Consider the following 18776-nt stretch of genomic DNA (forward strand, 5'->3'; position numbering starts at 1 on the left):
CGGAGGGTGTAAGCAAACCCGCTACGCTTGTTACAGAGATTGCATCCTGCAATTCCCGCTCCCCTTTTGCGGCCGTCGCGCTGATTTTTCTGGCGTTTGCGGAAATGGGCCAACTCTGCGAGGAAAGCTATGCTGAAAAGGAAAAAAGTAAAACCCATTACCCTTCGTGATGTCACCATTATTGATGACGGTAAACTGCGTAAAGCCATTACCGCAGCATCACTGGGTAATGCAATGGAATGGTTTGATTTTGGTGTTTATGGTTTTGTTGCTTACGCATTAGGTAAAGTTTTTTTCCCAGGGGCTGACCCCAGCGTGCAGATGGTTGCTGCACTTGCCACTTTCTCCGTTCCCTTTCTGATTCGACCGCTTGGCGGGCTCTTCTTTGGTATGTTGGGCGATAAATATGGTCGCCAGAAGATCCTCGCTATCACTATTGTGATTATGTCGATCAGTACGTTCTGTATTGGCTTAATACCGTCCTACGACACGATTGGTATTTGGGCACCGATTCTGCTGTTGATCTGTAAGATGGCACAAGGTTTCTCGGTCGGCGGTGAATATACCGGGGCGTCGATATTTGTTGCGGAATACTCCCCTGACCGTAAACGTGGCTTTATGGGCAGCTGGCTGGACTTCGGTTCTATTGCCGGGTTTGTGCTGGGTGCGGGCGTGGTGGTGTTAATTTCGACCATTGTCGGCGAAGCGAACTTCCTCGACTGGGGCTGGCGTATTCCGTTCTTTATTGCTCTGCCGTTAGGGATTATCGGGCTTTACCTGCGCCATGCGCTGGAAGAAACTCCGGCGTTTCAGCAGCATGTTGATAAACTGGAACAGGGCGACCGCGAAGGTTTGCAGGATGGCCCGAAAGTCTCGTTTAAAGAGATTGCCACTAAATACTGGCGCAGCCTGTTGACATGTATTGGTCTGGTTATTGCCACCAACGTGACTTACTACATGTTGCTGACCTATATGCCGAGTTATTTGTCGCATAACCTGCATTACTCCGAAGACCACGGGGTGCTGATTATTATCGCCATTATGATCGGTATGCTGTTTGTCCAGCCGGTGATGGGCTTGCTGAGTGACCGTTTTGGCCGTCGTCCGTTTGTGCTACTTGGTAGTGTTGCCCTGTTTGTGTTGGCGATCCCGGCGTTTATTCTGATTAACAGTAACGTCATCGGTCTGATTTTTGCCGGGTTACTGATGCTGGCGGTGATCCTTAACTGCTTTACGGGCGTTATGGCTTCTACCTTGCCAGCGATGTTCCCGACGCATATCCGATACAGCGCGCTGGCGGCGGCATTTAATATTTCAGTGCTGGTTGCCGGTCTGACGCCAACGCTGGCGGCCTGGCTGGTCGAAAGCTCGCAGAATCTGATGATGCCTGCCTATTACCTGATGGTAGTGGCGGTGGTTGGTTTAATCACCGGCGTAACCATGAAAGAGACGGCAAATCGTCCGTTGAAAGGTGCGACACCGGCGGCGTCAGATATACAGGAAGCGAAGGAAATTCTCGTCGAGCATTACGATAATATCGAGCAGAAAATCGATGATATTGACCACGAGATTGCCGATTTGCAGGCGAAACGTACCCGCCTGGTGCAGCAACATCCGCGAATTGATGAATAAGCTGAAACGGATGGCCTGATGTGACGCTGTCTTATCAGGCCAATTGAACTCTTAAGGTTCACTTAATCTCTGACGCGCATACTCTCCTCCAGGTTAACGGAGGAGAGTGCAATGAAAAACCGTGTTTATGAAAGTTTAACTACCGTGTTCAGCGTGCTGGTGGTCAGCAGCTTTCTTTATATCTGGTTTGCCACGTACTGATCTTTCTTCAGCCGTACCCAGGCCCGCGTGCCGGAAGTCTCTTGCCGGTTTTGCAGGAAAAACTGCCCGTGATGCAACTGTGTAATGCGGCTGACAATACTTAACCCCAGACCAATCCCGCCATAACGGCTGTCCATACGTACAAACGCTTTACTCAACTCCCCGCATTTACTCTCATCAATACCTGGTCCTTCATCTTCAACTGCCATGACCGCTCCGTCATCTTCTTGCAGCTTAATCATAATGTTGCTGCCTTGCGGGCTGTAACGATGGGCGTTTTCTACCAGGTTTCGCAATAACATCCGCAGCAGGGTTGCATCACCCTGAACGGTGATGTCGGCGGCGCTCTCTGGCAATAGCAGGGTTTGCTGTCGCTGGTCGAGCATGGTACTGAGTTCGTCATACGAGGGGAGAATGACATCTTCCAGCAGTTTTACATGTTGATAATTACCGGAAGAAAATGACTGTCCGGCACGCGCCAGTTGCAGCAGCTGGGAGACGCTCTCCATCATCTGATCAAGCCGTGCCACTAACGGTGCTACATCAATGTGATGCGTTTTCGCCAGCAGTTCCAGATGCAAACGCACCCCCGCCAGTGGCGTTCGCAGTTCGTGCGCGACGTCAGCGGTAAACAACCTTTCGTTATCCAGCGTGCTGGTCAGGCGACTGACCAGATCGTTTAACGCCGAAACCACCGCTTCGATTTCGAGGGTGGCGCTGTGAATGGCAATGGGCGTTAAGTTGTCGGCGGTGCGCGCTTCCAGCTCTTTTTGCAGCTCCGCCAGCGGGCGGGTGATGCGGCGTACCGCCTGATAGCAGATAAATAGCGTCAGGCTGACCATAAAGACGCCGGGGACAATCAGGCTGGCGACCGCCTCGCGGATCTCACGCATGATGTGGCGATCGTTGTTGCGATTGTCGCGTAGCGCCTGCTCAAACAGCTGAATCTGCTCGGTACTTTCATGCCATAGCCAGAAGACGCTGATCAGCTCAAACACCAACAAAATGGCCCCGATGGTCAATATCAGCCGTTGGCGCAGCGATATTGGTCGGCGCAGAAAACGCATCAGATTCAATTAGTTTTCCTCATTCGCGACCAGCATATAGCCAAAGCCGCGCACGGTGCGGATACGGGCTTTGCCCACTTTGTCGCGCAGATTGTGGATATGCACTTCCAGGGTGTTGGTCGAGGGTTCATTGTCCCAGTTATAGATGTCGTTGTAGAGAATTTCCCGATGCACCGGACTGCCTGCTTTGAGCATTAACCGTGACAGCAGAGCATATTCTTTGGGCGTCAGAATCAACTCTTCACCGCCCATCCATACCTGACGGCGACCCATATTCAGCGTCAGATTGCCAACAATCAGCTCACTTTCGCCCTGATTATTATGGCGTCGTAGCAGGGCTCGGATACGGGCGTGTAACTCTTCCAGCGCAAAGGGCTTCACCAGATAGTCATCGGCACCGACATCCAGCCCGGCGATTTTGTCGGTCAGCGTATCGCGAGCGGTGAGGATCAGTACCGGCAGGGTGTATTTTTTCTGCCGGATACGGGCGAGAAAATGCAGTCCATCTTCGTCGGGTAACCCTAAATCCAGTACCACCAGGCTGTAATGACCGGCCTCAAGGCTTTGTTCCGCCATCCGCGCGGTTGTCACGCCATCGCACGCGTAGCCTTCGGTTTGCGCCGCCAGAATCAGTCCCTGCAATAACAGCGTATCGTCTTCAACAATCAGAATTTTCATTTACTCACTCTCCTGCAAGTTTGCAGAATATCATCCGCAGCCTGGTAATACTTCGTCTCAACGCCAGTTAATCCCAATAGCGTGGAGAATAAATTGTCTTGTGAATAGTGTTGCGTTTGCGCCTGTTTTTGCAGGCAGTTCTGGTCAACCTGATACCGTTTTTGATAATCCTCCGACAGCCACAGCAGCATTGGCACCTGTTTTTGGCTATCCGGGGCGATGGCATAAGGCAGACCGTGCAGATAGATGCCATTTTCACCTAACGATTCACCGTGGTCAGAAAGATAAACCAGGCTGGTGGTAAATTTATCCTGATGTTCTTTAAGCAGATTAATCGCTTTATCAACAATATAGTCGACGTAAACCAGCGTGTTGTCGTAAGTGTTCACCAGTTGCTCTTTGGTACAGGTCTGGATCTCATTGGTGTCGCAGGTTGGGGTAAATTTCCTGAACTGAGGCGGATAGCGGTTGTAATAGGTCGGACCGTGGCTGCCGATGGTGTGTAAGACAATCACGCCATCACCTTGCAGGTTATTGATGTACTCTTCAAGCCCGTGGAACAGCACTTCGTCATAGCATTCGCCGTTGATGCACTGATCAGGTAGATTCAGCGCGGTGACGTTCTGGTGAGGCACGCGGTCGCAGGCACCTTTACAGCCGCCATCGTTGTCATTCCACAGCACGTTGATGCCCGCTCGCTGAATGATATCCAGCACGCCTTCCTGGTGCTGTGCCAGCTCTTCTTTGTAGTGCTCACGCGGCATATCCGAGAACATGCACGGTACTGAAACTGCCGTTGCCGTGCCGCAAGATGCGGTATTAGGGAAATAGACCACGTTATCTTTCGCCAGCCGCGGGTTAGTTTCACGCGGGTAGCCGTTGAGGGAGAAGTTCTCCGCCCGCGAGGTTTCGCCGACAATCAGGATGGTCAAATTTTTACGTTTTTCGTTCTGCATTAACGGGTTGCGGTGCGCGTCTTCACCAATTCGCACCAGCGGCAGATTTGCCAGTCGCTGATGGGAGTACCATGACCAGCTGGCAACAATGCTGTTAGAGGGGCTTAAGGATTTCACCAGCTCTTTGTTATTGCGGAACAACGAGGCGTAGTCTTTATAAAACAGTGCGGCGACCAGCAAAATCAGTAGTACAGAAACCAGAATATTGGCTCCACGGAAAAGAACACTGCGCAGACGCGAGGTGGCAGGTTTGATTTTTATCCAGCAGGCAATCAGCGCAGCAAGCACGCCGCTGAATCCCAGCGTTAATAACATTTGCGGTGTCATCAGCGCATAACTTTCTGCCGGAGTGGTATCAATAATATTGGCAATCATCGAGCGGTCGATGACGATGCCGTAAGTCATTATGAAATATTGTGCAGCCGCGCCAACCAGAATAAACAGGCAGGCCAGTGGTCGATTAAGCCATAAGAAAGAGCTTAGTGTCAGGACAATATTAATCACGCTGAAAGCGACGACCGGCATCGACAAGAAAACCAGTACGTTATGCAGCGAATCCAGCGGCAGCGCCTGCAACACCTGTTTAAAAAAGGCAATATTCAGGCAGATAGAGATATAAAAAGCGGCCAACAATAGCCAGGCGAGTAAATTCAAAGAGGGTCTTTTTAGTAGGCGCTTCAACATCACGGTGTTTCCATCGAACAAAGTGCGCATATGCTCGCAAAGCAAAATTAAGCCAACCTTAAGTTCTTAAGGTTGGCTTTTATGTTTGCTGGATTAAGGGGAATTAATCTTTGCTTATTGGTGCATCTAAGGGATACGGGTTTTTATGTAGCCGGTTGTAATTCAGCGCATACATGGCGGTGATGACCATCAGGGTGACAAATGACCACATAACCTCTTTCGCTCCGGACCCCACCACGGCCCAGATGCAGTAGAGGAAGGCAATGGTAGTAACTGCCAGATATGCCGGGCGTGCTTTACCAAAGTGACCGTGTCCGAGCAGCAGTAACGCCGCACAGGTGTAAAGATATGGCACCAGTGTAAAGATGACCGAGACGGAAGAAACCAGACCGAACTCTTTGGTCGCGTTTGGTGAAATGCTGCTGAGCTGGAAGATGGTCATCAAAATACCGACGATAATCAGCCCCGCCACTGGCGTACCCGCTTTATTTACACGGGCAAAAATCGGTGGGAACAGTCCGTCATCGGCAGCGGCTTTCGCCGTTTGACCCGCCAGCAACGTCCAGCCGCCCAGTGAACCTAAGCAACCCGCAGCTGCGCAGAAGGAAACAATGGCCCCGGCGGTGTCACCCAACGCCATCCGTGCGGCATCACCGAATGGCGAAGCAGAAACGCGCAGTGCGGCATTAGGGATCATCCCCATAATCGCGGTGGTAGAAAGTACATAGCAAACGGCGGCAATCAATACCCCACCAATGGTGGCGATAGGGACATTGCGTTTCGGGTTTTTCACCACACCTGCGGCAACGGAGGCACTTTCCACACCGATGAACGACCACAGCGTAACGTTAAGGGTACTTTGAATTGCACCGAAGGTGCCCAGGCCGCTGACGTTCCATGCCGCCATATAGGTTTCACCACGGAACCAGAACCAGCCAAATACGGCAATCCCGACGATGGGGATCAGCGCCAGCACGGTGGCAACTGCCTGCACACGGGTGATCATTTTCGGACCGACAATGTTCAGCAGGACGAAGATCCACAGCACCACGACGCAGGTGATGGTTAATACCAATGGATCTTTCAGAATCGGGAAGAAGTAACTTAAATATCCTACGCCAATGACCACCATGGCGATATTGCCGATCCAGCAGGCCAGCCAGTAGAGGACGTTGGTTTGATAACCGAGAAACGGGCCAAAGCAGCGGCGGGCGTAAGCGTAAGAACCACCAGGACTTGGGTCGAGGAACGACATTTTGGCGTATACCATCGAGAGCCCCAGTGCACCGATAATCGTCACCAACCATCCATAAATGGCAATCCCGCCAGTAGAGGCCAGGTTTGCAGGTAACAGAAAAACACCTGACCCCATAATATTCCCCGACACCATCAGGGTGACGGGGATTAAGCCCACTTTGTGAGCATCAGCATCCGAAGACATAATTAAACTCCTGCGAAGGCGAGCTTCGTGACAATAAATTACGTCATATCATACGCCTGCATTCGATAGTTGAATTATTATCGACCGGGTTATCGCTGATGCCGTTATTAATATAGCTCTTCGTTAAGGTTAAAAATCAGGCGACAGTGCGTTCTCTGTGCTGACTAACATAATGCAGCGGCGTCATACCGTAGAAGTCTTTAAAGACAGAAATAAAGTACGACGTACTGTTGTAGCCGCAGGACTGTGATACCTGAGAGATATTTTTACCGTCCATCATTAATTCATTTACGGCATAACGCATGCGGCAGGTGGTGATTATTTGGCTATAACTGGTGTTTTCGCTTTTCAACTTTTTCTTTAACAGACTTGGGCTAAGACATAAACAACTGGCTACCATACTAAGATTCCAGTCTTTGTGAATATCGCTTTCAATAATTTGATAAACGCTGTCACTTACACAATTACGTAACATATACATCATTAATGAAACGAATTTTTTACTGTCGAGAAAACGGGATAGCACCGTGAATAATAATGCGCGTGTTCGTTCCTTTTCTGACTCAGTTTCTGCGGGCATCATGCTGTGTTGCGCGGCAACGCGAAAGACGTCTGGCGTCAGGCATGGCAGGGTGAGTATGGGCGTAGCGCTACGTTGCCATACTGGTATTTGCGAGAGATCTTTATTCAGAAACCGGAGGTAATCTTTGATGATGTCGTGACTAATATGAGCAACCAAAGTGTTGTTAAGAGAGGAGACGTCGATAATATTATTTTCACAATTTAATAACGCCATATGGTTAGCTTTAAGGCTAATAGGTTCTTTCCCATTCACCCTTATCCAGACATCTTTTTCAGTCAATAAAACAATACAAGGTTGGTCGCTGCAAATCCTCATACATGTACTCCTGAGTGCGAATAAAAGACCAGTTCTCGCTAAAGCAAAGCGATACCGGGAAATGGTTATATAATTGTATGATGAATATAAACATGCATAAAAATAACGAGTTTTACTAATAGTACAAATTTTTATAGTAATTTCTCATGTACATATTTTTTTACAGGATAAATAACAGGCAAAAAAAAGCGCGGGGTGGGGCCGCGCAAAAAGTATGACATTTTTGTTTGCAGCAATTTTTATGAAAACGTTGCCATACTCAAAAGGCCTAAGGCCAGGCGGCGTAATGTTATTTAAACAATTACGCCTTCAGCGGAATAGTGGTTACGCTTTCACGCACATAACGTGGTAAATACCGTCAATAATTTCAGTCCCTTCAGTTTCGTGTTCAAATCCAGGGAAATGGTGGTCCCAGGATTGCAGCGAGCGTAAATAACTTACTTGCGGACTGTTTTTATCGCCGAAGTTTTCACCAGACAGCAGCATCGGGATTCCTGGCGGATACGGGATAACTGAGTTTGCCGCGATGCGTCCTGGCAGATTTTCAATGGATACCAGTTCGACATTGTTGTCGACAATCGCGTTGTACGCTTCACGCGGGGTGACTTCCGCCACCGGCAGGCCGGAATAGGCTTCGTTCAACCGTGCGCCAGGGTTGTTTTCTTTCAGCCAGGCAAACATGGTGTCACCCAGATCGTGAATCCCCATGTTCGCGTAAGTGTCAGGATATTGTTCAACAAGTTCCGGCATCACCTGCGCCAGCGGTGTGTTGGCGTCATAGTGGCGTTTGAAGGAGCAAAGGGTGTTAACCAGAGTTCCCCATTTCCCACGGGTTACGCCCATAGAGAACAGGAACATAATTTGGAAGTCAGTGGTGCGGGTAGGTACAATGCCGTGGCGACCAAGCCAGGCAGTGACCAGCGCCGCCGGAACACCGGTTTCTTCCAGTTCACCATCTTCACCCATTCCCGGAGCAAGGATGCTGACTTTAATCGGGTCGAGCATACTCCAGTTATCCGGAATATCTTTGAAGCCGTGCCAGCTTTCGCCCGGATGCATTACCCAGCAGTCCTGAACGGTGGTCAGCAGTTTGGTTGGTGCGTCAGCAAAGTCATAGGTTTTGCCGGTTTGTGGGTCGGTGACGACTTCTTTGTTCCACGGTTTGAAGAACCAGCTACCGTCAGCGGTGAACTCTTTATATAGCCGCGCCATCGCCTGACGGAAATCAACCGCTTCGTCAATCACTTCCTGTGTCAGTGACAGGCCGCTGTTGCCGTCCATCATCGACACCGCCACGTCGTTGGATGCGCAGATGGCATACAGCGGGGAGGTGGTGGCATGCATCATGTAGGCCTGGTTGAAGCGGGAGAAGTTAATCGCCCCACGACCTTCACGTACATGAATATAAGAAGCCTGTGACAGCGCATTCAGCAGTTTGTGGGTGGAGTGGGTGGCGAAAACGGTAGGACCGTTGTGATCGCCAGGTTCGCCGCGCATGGCATAGTGATCGGCATAGATCGGGTTGAAACGTGCATAGCCGTACCAGGCTTCGTCAAAGTGCAGACGATCGGAGGTTTTTTCCAGCAGATCCTGCGCTTCTTTAGCGTTATAACACACGCCGTCATAGGTGCAGTTGGTCACCACGCAGTAAGACGGTTTTTGCCCGGCTTTGTCTTTGGTCAGCGGGCTTTCACTGATTTTCTTCTGCAAGGTTTCAGGTTGCATTTCCTGCGGATAGATTGGCCCGATAATGCCGTAGCGGTTGCGGCTTGGCACCATATAGACCGGTTTCGCGCCTGTCAGCATCAAACCTTGTTCGATGGATTTATGGCAGTTACGGTCAACGACCACGACATCGTTATCGGTCATGCAAGCCTGCATGATGGTGCGGTTAGAGCCGGAAGTACCGACGACTACCGACCAGGAGCGATCGGCACCAAATACGCGTGCGGCATATTTTTCGCTTTCGCCAAATGCGCCAGTATGGTCAAGCAAAGAACCGAGGGAAGTTCGTTCGATGCCCATGTCGGTGCGGAACAGATTTTCACCATAGTAGTCATGGTAGAAACGTCCGGCGGGTGTTTTGGTAAAACCAACGCCGCCCTGGTGGCCTGGCGCTGCCCAGGAATATTCATGGATGTCACTATATTTCATCAGCGCGCTGAACAGTGGCGGCAACAGCTGCTGGCGGTAGCGGGTCATCGCGGCAACGGCGCGTCCGGCGATAAAGTCGGCGGTATCTTCCAGAATCCAGGCGAATTCATCGACAAGCTCCAGCAGGTCGCGATCCATTGCGGCGAGGGCTTTTTCCCGATCGCCCAACAGGAAGACCGGCACGTTTTGTTGGCGCTCATGAAGCTTACCGATCAATTGTCTGACGTTTTGATGTTCGTCCGGATGTTCCATTTGATAGCTGAACATCAGGCAGTCAATGGCTTCGTTTGAAGAGAGAATGGCAAAACCATCATCAAAGGAGGTGGATTTAATCACGGTAACATTTTGCTGGCTTAAAGCATCTGCCAGACGCTCAACGGCGTTACCGACCCAGGTGTCTTGATGGAGAAACTCGCTTTCAACAATTAATACTTTCATCATTGCTTACCCGGTTATGAAGGAATCTTCGTTGCGGGCAAGTATCTTCCGGCCTTTTCGGGCTGTAAAGCGCGTGAAAAACAAACATTTTTGAAATATTTAGTTTTATAAACAATACGTTATGTGATTATTTTAAATTATTTTTACTGCTTATTATCGACGGCTAAACTATTTTTTTGGCTGATACTGATATCGTCTTTAGCCGGGAAACGTCTGGCGGCGCTGTTGGCTAAGTTTGCGGTATTGTTGCGGCGACATGCCGACATATTTGCCGAACGTGCTGTAAAAACGACTACTTGAACGAAAGCCTGCCGTCAGGGCAATATCGAGAATACTTTTATCGGTATCGCTCAGTAACGCGCGAACGTGGTTGATGCGCATCGCGGTAATGTACTGTTTCATCGTCAATTGCATGACCCGCTGGAATATCCCCATTGCATAGTTGGCGTTAAGTTTGACGTGCTCAGCCACATCGTTGATGGTCAGCGCCTGATCATAGTTTTCGGCAATAAAGCCCAGCATCTGGCTAACATAAAATTGCGCATGGCGCGAGACGCTGTTTTTGTGTGTGCGCGAGGTTTTATTGACCAGAATCGGTTCCCAGCCAGAGAGGCTAAATCGCTTGAGCATCAGGCCAATTTCATCAATGGCGAGCTGGCGAATTTGCTCGTTCGGACTGTTTAATTCCTGCTGCCAGCGGCGCACTTCAAACGGGCTAAGTTGCTGTGTGGCCAGTGATTTGATCACCATGCCGTGAGTGACGTGGTTAATCAGGTCTTTATCCAGCGGCCAGGAGAGAAACAGATGCATCGGCAGATTAAAAATCGCCATGCTCTGACAGGTTCCGGTATCTGTTAGTTGGTGCGGTGTACAGGCCCAGAACAGCGTGATATGACCCTGATTGATATTCACTTTTTCATTGTTGATCAGGTATTCCACATCGCCATCGAAAGGCACATTCACTTCGACCTGACCATGCCAGTGGCTGGTGGGCATGATATGCGGTGCGCGAAACTCAATCTCCATCCGCTGGTATTCCGAATACAGCGACAGCGGGCTGCGGGTCTGTTTTTCGTCGCTGCTGCACATAAACGTATCTGTATTCATGGATGGCTCTCTTTCCTGGAATATCAGAATTATGGCAGGAGTGAGGGAGGATGACTGCGAGTGGGAGCACGGTTTTCACCCTCTTCCCAGAGGGGCGAGGGGACTCTCCGAGTATCATGAGGCCGAAAACTCTGCTTTTCAGGTAATTTATTCCCATAAACTCAGATTTACTGCTGCTTCACGCAGGATCTGAGTTTATGGGAATGCTCAACCTGGAAGCCGGAGGTTTTCTGCAGATTCGCCTGCCATGATGAAGTTATTCAAGCAAGCCAGGAGATCTGCATGATGTCTGCACCCAAAATTACATTTATCGGCGCTGGTTCGACGATTTTCGTTAAAAATATTCTTGGTGATGTGTTCCATCGCGAGGCGCTGAAAACGGCGCATATTGCCCTGATGGACATTGACCCCACCCGCCTGGAAGAGTCGCATATTGTGGTGCGTAAGCTGATGGATTCAGCAGGGGCCAGCGGCAAAATCACCTGCCACACCCAACAGAAAGAAGCCTTAGAGGATGCCGATTTTGTCGTGGTGGCATTTCAGATTGGCGGTTATGAACCTTGCACGGTGACTGATTTCGAGGTCTGTAAGCGGCATGGTCTGGAACAAACCATTGCCGATACGTTGGGGCCGGGCGGTATTATGCGCGCGCTACGTACCATTCCGCATCTGTGGCAAATTTGCGAGGACATGACGGAAGTCTGCCCCGATGCCACCATGCTCAACTATGTTAACCCAATGGCGATGAATACCTGGGCGATGTATGCCCGCTATCCGCATATCAAACAGGTCGGGCTGTGCCATTCGGTGCAGGGAACGGCGGAAGAGTTGGCGCGTGACCTCAATATCGACCCAGCTACGCTGCGTTACCGTTGCGCAGGTATCAACCATATGGCGTTTTACCTGGAGCTGGAGCGCAAAACCGCCGACGGCAGTTATGTGAATCTCTACCCGGAACTGCTGGCGGCTTATGAAGCAGGGCAGGCACCGAAGCCGAATATTCATGGCAATACTCGCTGCCAGAATATTGTGCGCTACGAAATGTTCAAAAAGCTGGGCTATTTCGTCACGGAATCGTCAGAACATTTTGCTGAGTACACACCGTGGTTTATTAAGCCAGGTCGTGAGGATTTGATTGAGCGTTATAAAGTACCGCTGGATGAGTACCCGAAACGCTGCGTCGAGCAGCTGGCGAACTGGCATAAAGAGCTGGAGGAGTATAAAAAAGCCTCCCGGATTGATATTAAACCGTCACGGGAATATGCCAGCACAATCATGAACGCTATCTGGACTGGCGAGCCGAGTGTGATTTACGGCAACGTCCGTAACGATGGTTTGATTGATAACCTGCCACAAGGATGTTGCGTGGAAGTAGCCTGTCTGGTTGATGCTAATGGCATTCAGCCGACCAAAGTCGGTACGCTACCTTCGCATCTGGCCGCCCTGATGCAAACCAACATCAACGTACAGACGCTGCTGACCGAAGCTATTCTTACGGAAAATCGCGACCGTGTTTACCACGCCGCGATGATGGACCCGCATACTGCCGCCGTGCTGGGCATTGACGAAATATATGCTCTTGTTGACGACCTGATTGCCGCCCACGGCGACTGGCTGCCAGGCTGGTTGCACCGTTAAAACGCGACTAAACGCTACTGCGCCGGGGGATTTATTCCGGCGCACACCTCTGACGATACCAATAACAGAAGGCGGGCGTTGGTAACAGCGACCCGATACCCTATGAGCATTTCAATGACTACAAAACTCAGTTATGGATTTGGAGCGTTCGGGAAGGATTTTGCGATCGGCATTGTGTATATGTACCTCATGTATTACTACACCGATGTCGTCGGGCTGTCTGTGGGTTTGGTCGGTACTTTGTTTCTGGTGGCGAGGATCTGGGATGCTATTAACGATCCGATTATGGGATGGATTGTAAATGCTACGCGATCGCGATGGGGTAAGTTCAAACCCTGGATCCTGATCGGTACGTTGGCAAACTCTGTAATCTTATTTCTCCTCTTTAGTGCGCATCTGTTTGAAGGTACTACTCAGATTGTCTTTGTTTGCGTGACCTACATCCTCTGGGGCATGACTTACACCATTATGGATATTCCCTTCTGGTCGCTGGTTCCAACCATAACGCTCGATAAACGTGAGCGCGAACAACTGGTTCCTTATCCGCGTTTTTTTGCCAGTCTGGCAGGCTTTGTTACGGCAGGTGTGACGCTACCATTTGTTAATTATGTCGGCGGTGGCGATCGGGGATTTGGCTTTCAGATGTTCACACTGGTACTGATCGCCTTTTTTATTGTTTCAACCATCATCACTCTGCGCAATGTGCATGAAGTCTTTTCGTCAGACAATCAACCGTCTGCTGAAGGAAGCCATCTGACACTTAAAGCCATCGTTGCGCTTATTTATAAAAACGATCAGCTTTCATGCCTCTTGGGTATGGCTCTTGCTTATAATGTAGCCAGCAACATTATTACCGGCTTTGCTATCTATTATTTCTCATATGTTATCGGTGATGCGGATTTGTTCCCCTATTATCTGTCGTATGCGGGAGCTGCTAACCTGGTGACGTTAGTATTCTTCCCACGCTTAGTTAAATCATTATCCCGACGCATTTTATGGGCCGGAGCATCTATTCTTCCGGTGTTAAGCTGTGGTGTTCTCCTGTTAATGGCATTAATGAGCTATCACAACGTCGTCCTCATTGTGATTGCGGGTATTTTGCTGAATGTGGGAACGGCGCTTTTCTGGGTATTACAGGTCATCATGGTGGCAGATACCGTTGATTACGGTGAATATAAACTGCACGTACGCTGTGAAAGCATCGCTTACTCCGTGCAGACTATGGTGGTGAAGGGCGGTTCAGCCTTTGCGGCTTTTTTCATTGCGGTTGTGTTAGGGATGATTGGCTATGTACCGAATGTTGAACAGTCTACGCAAGCCCTATTAGGTATGCAGTTTATTATGATTGCTCTACCGACTCTGTTTTTCATGGTAACGCTGATTCTCTACTTCCGTTTCTATCGCCTCAATGGCGACACGCTGCGCAGGATCCAGATTCATCTGCTGGATAAATATCGCAAAGTACCGCCCGAGCCTGTTCATGCTGATATTCCGGTCGGTGCAGTGAGTGATGTGAAAGCCTGACGTGGACAATAGCTAACGAAAATGGCCTGATGCGATATGTTTATCAGGCCACGTCTTAATGTAATGCTTTGGATTTGCAAATTTTGTAGACCGGATAAGGAATTCACGCCGCATCCGGCATCAACAAAGTGCACGTTGTTATCCGGTTATCAAGCCAAAGCGCCGTAGCTGACGGCAATGAAAGCGAGCGAGGAATATCACCGTGGTTAATGCGCCAAGCAGCGCGCAGAACATATCGGATTGCGTGTCCCACTGGTCGCCCTGGGTGCCGAGAAAATCATCCGCTCCCTGGCCCATTGCCAGCGCCGCCCACCACTCGATTAATTCATACATCGCGCTTATCGCCAGCGCCACGCAACAGACCAGAAACGCCACCATTTTACGTCCGCGAACGTACATCCCGCGCACAAGGATCTCACGTGCCACCAGTGCAGGCACCAGCCCCTGGAAAAAATGCCCCAGCTTGTCATACGGATTACGGCTCAACCCCAGCCATTCCTGCACCTCAAAACCAACGGGGACTTTCGCGTAGGTGTATTGCCCGCCGACCATCAGGATGATGGCGTGAAAGAAAATGAGCGTATAGAGCAGCGGCGTTAACGGATAACGTTTAGCGGTGGCAAGCAGTAGCGGCACGACAATAATCACCGGTGTCACTTCCATCAGCCAGGTGAGTTTGTCATGGGCCGAAATGCCGGTATAAATCAGGATTAACGTTAGCGCCAGTGCGCCGGTGTTAAGAATTAACGGCTTGAGTGTGCGGGTCATGGTGAGTTCGCAAGTCAGGGAAAATACTGACTATTCACCAGCAAGCGTGAAATTACAATCGCAAAAGAGGTGGCCCAGGGGGATCACCTGGCAGCATGCTGCCAGGCGCTGGGCCGAAGAGGTTACTTAGTGCAGTTCGCGCACTGTTTGTTGACGATCTGCTGGAAGAAGTCGTTACCTTTGTCATCGACCAGGATAAACGCCGGGAAATCTTCTACTTCGATTTTCCAGATAGCTTCCATACCCAGCTCCGGATAAGCGACGCATTCCAGATGCTTGATGCTCTGCTGCGCCAGTACCGCCGCCGGACCGCCGATACTACCGAGGTAGAAGCCGCCGTGTTTATGGCACGCGTCGGTAACCTGCTGACTGCGGTTACCTTTCGCCAGCATGATCATGCTGCCGCCGTGGGATTGCAGCAGATCCACGTAGGAGTCCATACGACCTGCGGTAGTTGGGCCAAGTGAACCTGATGGATAACCGGCAGGGGTTTTCGCCGGACCCGCGTAGTAGATCGGGTGATCTTTGATGTACTGCGGAAGTTCTTTACCGGCGTCAATCAGCTCTTTCAGCTTGGCGTGTGCAATATCTCGGCCCACGATAATGGTGCCGGTGAGCGACAAACGAGTGGAAACCGGATATTGAGAAAGCTGGGCGAGGATCTCTTTCATCGGGCGGTTAAGGTCAACTTTCACCGCTTCGCCTTCACCGGCCTGGCGCAGTTCTTGTGGAATGTACTGGCCTGGATTGTGTTCCAGTTTTTCGATCCAGATACCTTCGCGGTTGATTTTCGCTTTAATGTTACGGTCAGCGGAGCAGGAGACGCCCATGCCTACCGGGCAGGATGCGCCGTGACGTGGCAGACGGATAACGCGAATGTCGTGCGCGAAGTATTTACCGCCAAACTGCGCGCCAAGACCGAGTTTCTGGGCCTCTTCCAGCAGTTCCTGTTCCAGCTGGACATCGCGGAACGCCTGACCATGTTCGTTCCCTTCCGTCGGCAGTTCATCGTAATAGTGAGCGCTTGCTAACTTGACGGTTTTCAGGTTGGTTTCTGCAGAAGTGCCGCCAATCACAAACGCGATATGGTACGGCGGGCAGGCTGCGGTACCGAGGGTGCGCATTTTCTCGACGAGGAAGTTTTTCAGTTTACCCGGCGTCAGCAGAGCTTTGGTTTCCTGGTAGAGATAGGTTTTGTTGGCAGAGCCGCCGCCTTTCGCAACGCAAAGGAATCTGTACTCATCGCCATCTACCGCGTACAGGTCGATTTGTGCAGGCAGGTTAGTGCCGGTGTTGACCTCTTTGTACATGTCCAGCGCCGCATTCTGTGAATAGCGCAGGTTATCTTCGATATAAGTGTTATAGACGCCTTTCGACAGCGCTTCTTCATCACCGCCACCGGTCCACACGCGCTGACCTTTTTTACCGACGATGATCGCGGTGCCGGTATCCTGGCAGGTCGGCAGCACGCCTTTGGCAGCGATTTCGGAGTTTCTTAAGAATTGCAGCGCCACGTACTTGTCGTTTTCGCTGGCTTCTGGATCGTGAAGAATAGCCGCGACCTGTTTCTGGTGTGCCGGGCGGAGCATGAAAGAAGCGTCGTGAAAGGCTTGCTGCGCCAGCAGGGTCAGGGCTTCTGGTTCCACTTTCAGGATGGTTTCGCCGTCGAAGTCGGCAACGCTAACGTAATCGGAAGTGAGTAGATAGTATTCGGTATTGTCTTTCCCCATCGGGAAAGGTGCCTGGTAGATAAAGGGTTTGTTTGACATAGCTTCCAGCCTGTAACTCTGTATTTGTTATTCGAAAATGGCGTGCCGCGTAGTCACGGGCGGCACGCAAAGTGCATTTATAAGAACCCGTACATCGCGGCGAAGATCCAGCCGAAGACGCACGATACGCTCACACCAATCAACCCCGGCAGAATAAAGCTGTGGTTGATGACGAAGCGACCGATGTGGGTGGTGCCGGAACGGTCAAACTGAATCGCTGCCAGATCGCTCGGATAAGTCGGCAGGATGTAATAACCGTAGCAAGCCGGTGCTGAAGCCACGATGTATGCCGGATCAACGCCGATCGCCAGCGCGACCGGAACAATCGCCGCCAGCGCCGCAGCCTGAGAGTTTACAAACTTGGAAACCAGCAGCAGAACAATGGCATAGGCCCACGGATACTCTTTCACCATTTCACCCAGTACGCCCTGAATTTCAGACATATGCGCACCGAACATGGTTTCTGCCATCCATGCGATACCGTACACCGCCACGATGGCGATCATACCGGAACGGAAGACTTCGTTTTTTGAGATAGACGCGGGATTGGTTTTGGTCAGGATAATAATCAGCGCCCCGGTCAGCAGCATAAACATCTGAATAACCAGTACCATCGACAGCGGTTTGCCGCCGAAGGATGGACGCAGGTCCGAATCAGCACCAAGAAGTGCGACTACAGCGATTGCCCCGAGGAAAATCCACATTGCCAGCCAGTTGCTTTTCGGCAGTTTTTTATCGAGCAGCGTCGCGGTATCACCGTAAACATACTCACGGTTTTCCGGTACGGAGATGAATTTCTGGAACTCTTCGTCTTTATCCAGATCTTTACCGCGGAACCAGCTGAAGATACCGATCGCCAGGATACCGATTAACGTCGATGGAATGGTGATTGCCAGCAGGTCGAGGAACTCAAGATGGCGACCATCAAAGGTGACATTACCCAGCATTGCAACCAGAGACACGACCGCAACCGACACCGGACTGGCGATAATCCCCATCTGTGCACCGATAGAACTTGCCGCCATCGGACGTTCCGGACGGATGTTGTTCTTAATGGCGACGTCGTAGATGATCGGCAGAATGGTGTAAACCACATGACCCGTACCGCAAAGAATGGTCAGTGTACAGGTCACAAACGGCGCGACAATTGAGACATATTTCGGGTTGCGGCGCAGCAGCTTCTCGGCAATTTGCAGCATGACATCAAGACCGCCCGAAGCTTGCAAGGTCGCCGATGCCGCAACCACCGCAATGATAACCAGCATGACATCAACCGGTGGTTTACCTGGCTGAAGGTGGAAGACGAAGACCAGAATGACCAGACCGATACCGCCTAATAAACCCAGCGCGATACCACCCTTTCGGGCACCATAAAACAGACATATCAGTATTATGATAAGTTGGATAGTAAATAACATGTGTGAACCCTCGCGATAATCCTATTTAAATTTTTGCTGAATAGATCACAGTCACGTTCTGTTTTGTATGAACTGTTTTCAGAGCCTGACTAAATATCCGTTTGGTCGTTACCGGCTTTAGCAAATACCTCACAGTGAATATTGGCTGATTAAAGCAGCGGCAAATTTATGCACTGTGATAAGCGGCTTTTTCAGAGAGAAAGACTCTCTGGCGATGGGTTTATAGTTTGTACTGCGCAGATGTTAATGTTTTGTTTGCTTCTATCTTATTGATATTTATTGGTCTATTTTTTGTTCTCAGGGCAGATGTCATTAGGTTTATAGATTAATCTGATCTACCCATTTGTGGGTAAAAATACACATAATGCGGGTGACATAATAGTTAATTAACTTTTGTTAGCGT

General features: G+C 50.4%; 14 protein-coding genes. 4 read left to right on the plus strand and 10 right to left on the minus strand.

Translation table 11 applies throughout. The features are described from left to right. The first annotated feature begins 129 nt into the window (after window positions 1–129). Window positions 130–1632 carry a glycine betaine/L-proline transporter ProP gene (gene proP, locus RTW80_RS08330; protein ID WP_001298520.1) on the plus strand — a complete coding sequence of 501 codons (1503 nt, stop codon included), beginning with the start codon at window positions 130–132 and terminating at the stop codon, window positions 1630–1632. Window positions 1633–1743: 111 nt separating this feature from the next. After that, window positions 1744–1833 carry an LpxT activity modulator PmrR gene (pmrR, locus tag RTW80_RS08335; protein WP_000797657.1) on the plus strand — a complete coding sequence of 30 codons (90 nt, stop codon included), beginning with the start codon at window positions 1744–1746 and terminating at the stop codon, window positions 1831–1833. On the opposite strand, the gene pmrB is transcribed toward pmrR, so the two are convergent. The 7 genes from pmrB to melR all read right to left on the minus strand — a co-directional run bounded on the left by pmrB (window position 1809) and on the right by melR (window position 11256). After that, the gene (gene pmrB, locus RTW80_RS08340) at window positions 1809–2909 is read right to left on the minus strand and encodes a two-component system sensor histidine kinase PmrB (RefSeq protein WP_001052132.1); all 1101 of its coding nucleotides are present in this window, start codon (window positions 2907–2909) and stop codon (window positions 1809–1811) included. The two genes, pmrR and pmrB, sit on opposite strands and share 25 nt — an antisense overlap. Further along, the gene (basR, locus tag RTW80_RS08345; RefSeq protein ID WP_000697915.1) at window positions 2910–3578 is read right to left on the minus strand and encodes a two-component system response regulator BasR; all 669 of its coding nucleotides are present in this window, start codon (window positions 3576–3578) and stop codon (window positions 2910–2912) included. Beyond that, complete coding sequence (gene eptA, locus RTW80_RS08350; RefSeq protein ID WP_001295384.1) at window positions 3575–5218, minus strand: phosphoethanolamine transferase EptA; 1644 nt, start codon at window positions 5216–5218, stop codon at window positions 3575–3577. The genes basR and eptA overlap by 4 nt, the downstream gene beginning before the upstream one ends. Before the next feature lie 103 nt (window positions 5219–5321). Further along, window positions 5322–6659 carry an arginine/agmatine antiporter gene (gene adiC, locus RTW80_RS08355; RefSeq protein WP_000093154.1) on the minus strand — a complete coding sequence of 446 codons (1338 nt, stop codon included), beginning with the start codon at window positions 6657–6659 and terminating at the stop codon, window positions 5322–5324. A 136-nt stretch (window positions 6660–6795) separates the two neighbouring features. Next, window positions 6796–7557, minus strand: a complete 762-nt coding sequence (gene adiY, locus RTW80_RS08360) for a DNA-binding transcriptional activator AdiY (RefSeq protein ID WP_001217060.1) — start codon at window positions 7555–7557, stop codon at window positions 6796–6798. Between the two features lie 324 nt (window positions 7558–7881). Beyond that, a complete protein-coding gene (adiA, locus tag RTW80_RS08365; RefSeq protein ID WP_001381593.1) occupies window positions 7882–10149 on the minus strand; it encodes an arginine decarboxylase in 2268 nt (755 codons plus the stop codon). A 198-nt stretch (window positions 10150–10347) separates the two neighbouring features. Next, window positions 10348–11256, minus strand: a complete 909-nt coding sequence (gene melR / locus RTW80_RS08370) for a transcriptional regulator MelR (RefSeq protein ID WP_001090758.1) — start codon at window positions 11254–11256, stop codon at window positions 10348–10350. A gap of 282 nt (window positions 11257–11538) precedes the next feature. Between melR and melA the strand changes: the two genes are divergently transcribed. Then, complete coding sequence (melA, locus tag RTW80_RS08375) at window positions 11539–12894, plus strand: alpha-galactosidase (protein ID WP_000986601.1); 1356 nt, start codon at window positions 11539–11541, stop codon at window positions 12892–12894. Between the two features lie 102 nt (window positions 12895–12996). Beyond that, window positions 12997–14418: a melibiose:sodium transporter MelB gene (gene melB / locus RTW80_RS08380; protein ID WP_000028114.1), complete on the plus strand. Its 1422-nt coding sequence runs from the start codon at window positions 12997–12999 to the stop codon at window positions 14416–14418. 138 nt (window positions 14419–14556) lie between these two features. Here melB and RTW80_RS08385 read toward each other — a convergent pair whose 3' ends face one another. From RTW80_RS08385 to dcuB, 3 genes are all read right to left on the minus strand, one after another. Next, a complete protein-coding gene (locus tag RTW80_RS08385) occupies window positions 14557–15186 on the minus strand; it encodes a DUF2238 domain-containing protein (protein ID WP_000198740.1) in 630 nt (209 codons plus the stop codon). A gap of 122 nt (window positions 15187–15308) precedes the next feature. Further along, entirely contained in the window at window positions 15309–16955 is a 1647-nt protein-coding gene (gene fumB / locus RTW80_RS08390) for a class I fumarate hydratase (protein WP_000066696.1), read from the minus strand. 77 nt (window positions 16956–17032) lie between these two features. Further along, a complete protein-coding gene (gene dcuB, locus RTW80_RS08395; RefSeq protein WP_000899522.1) occupies window positions 17033–18373 on the minus strand; it encodes an anaerobic C4-dicarboxylate transporter DcuB in 1341 nt (446 codons plus the stop codon). Window positions 18374–18776: the final 403 nt, after the last annotated feature.

Origin of the sequence: Escherichia sp. AM3 (genome assembly GCF_032029835.1) — a bacterium.
GTDB classification, from domain to species: Bacteria; Pseudomonadota; Gammaproteobacteria; order Enterobacterales; family Enterobacteriaceae; genus Escherichia; species Escherichia coli.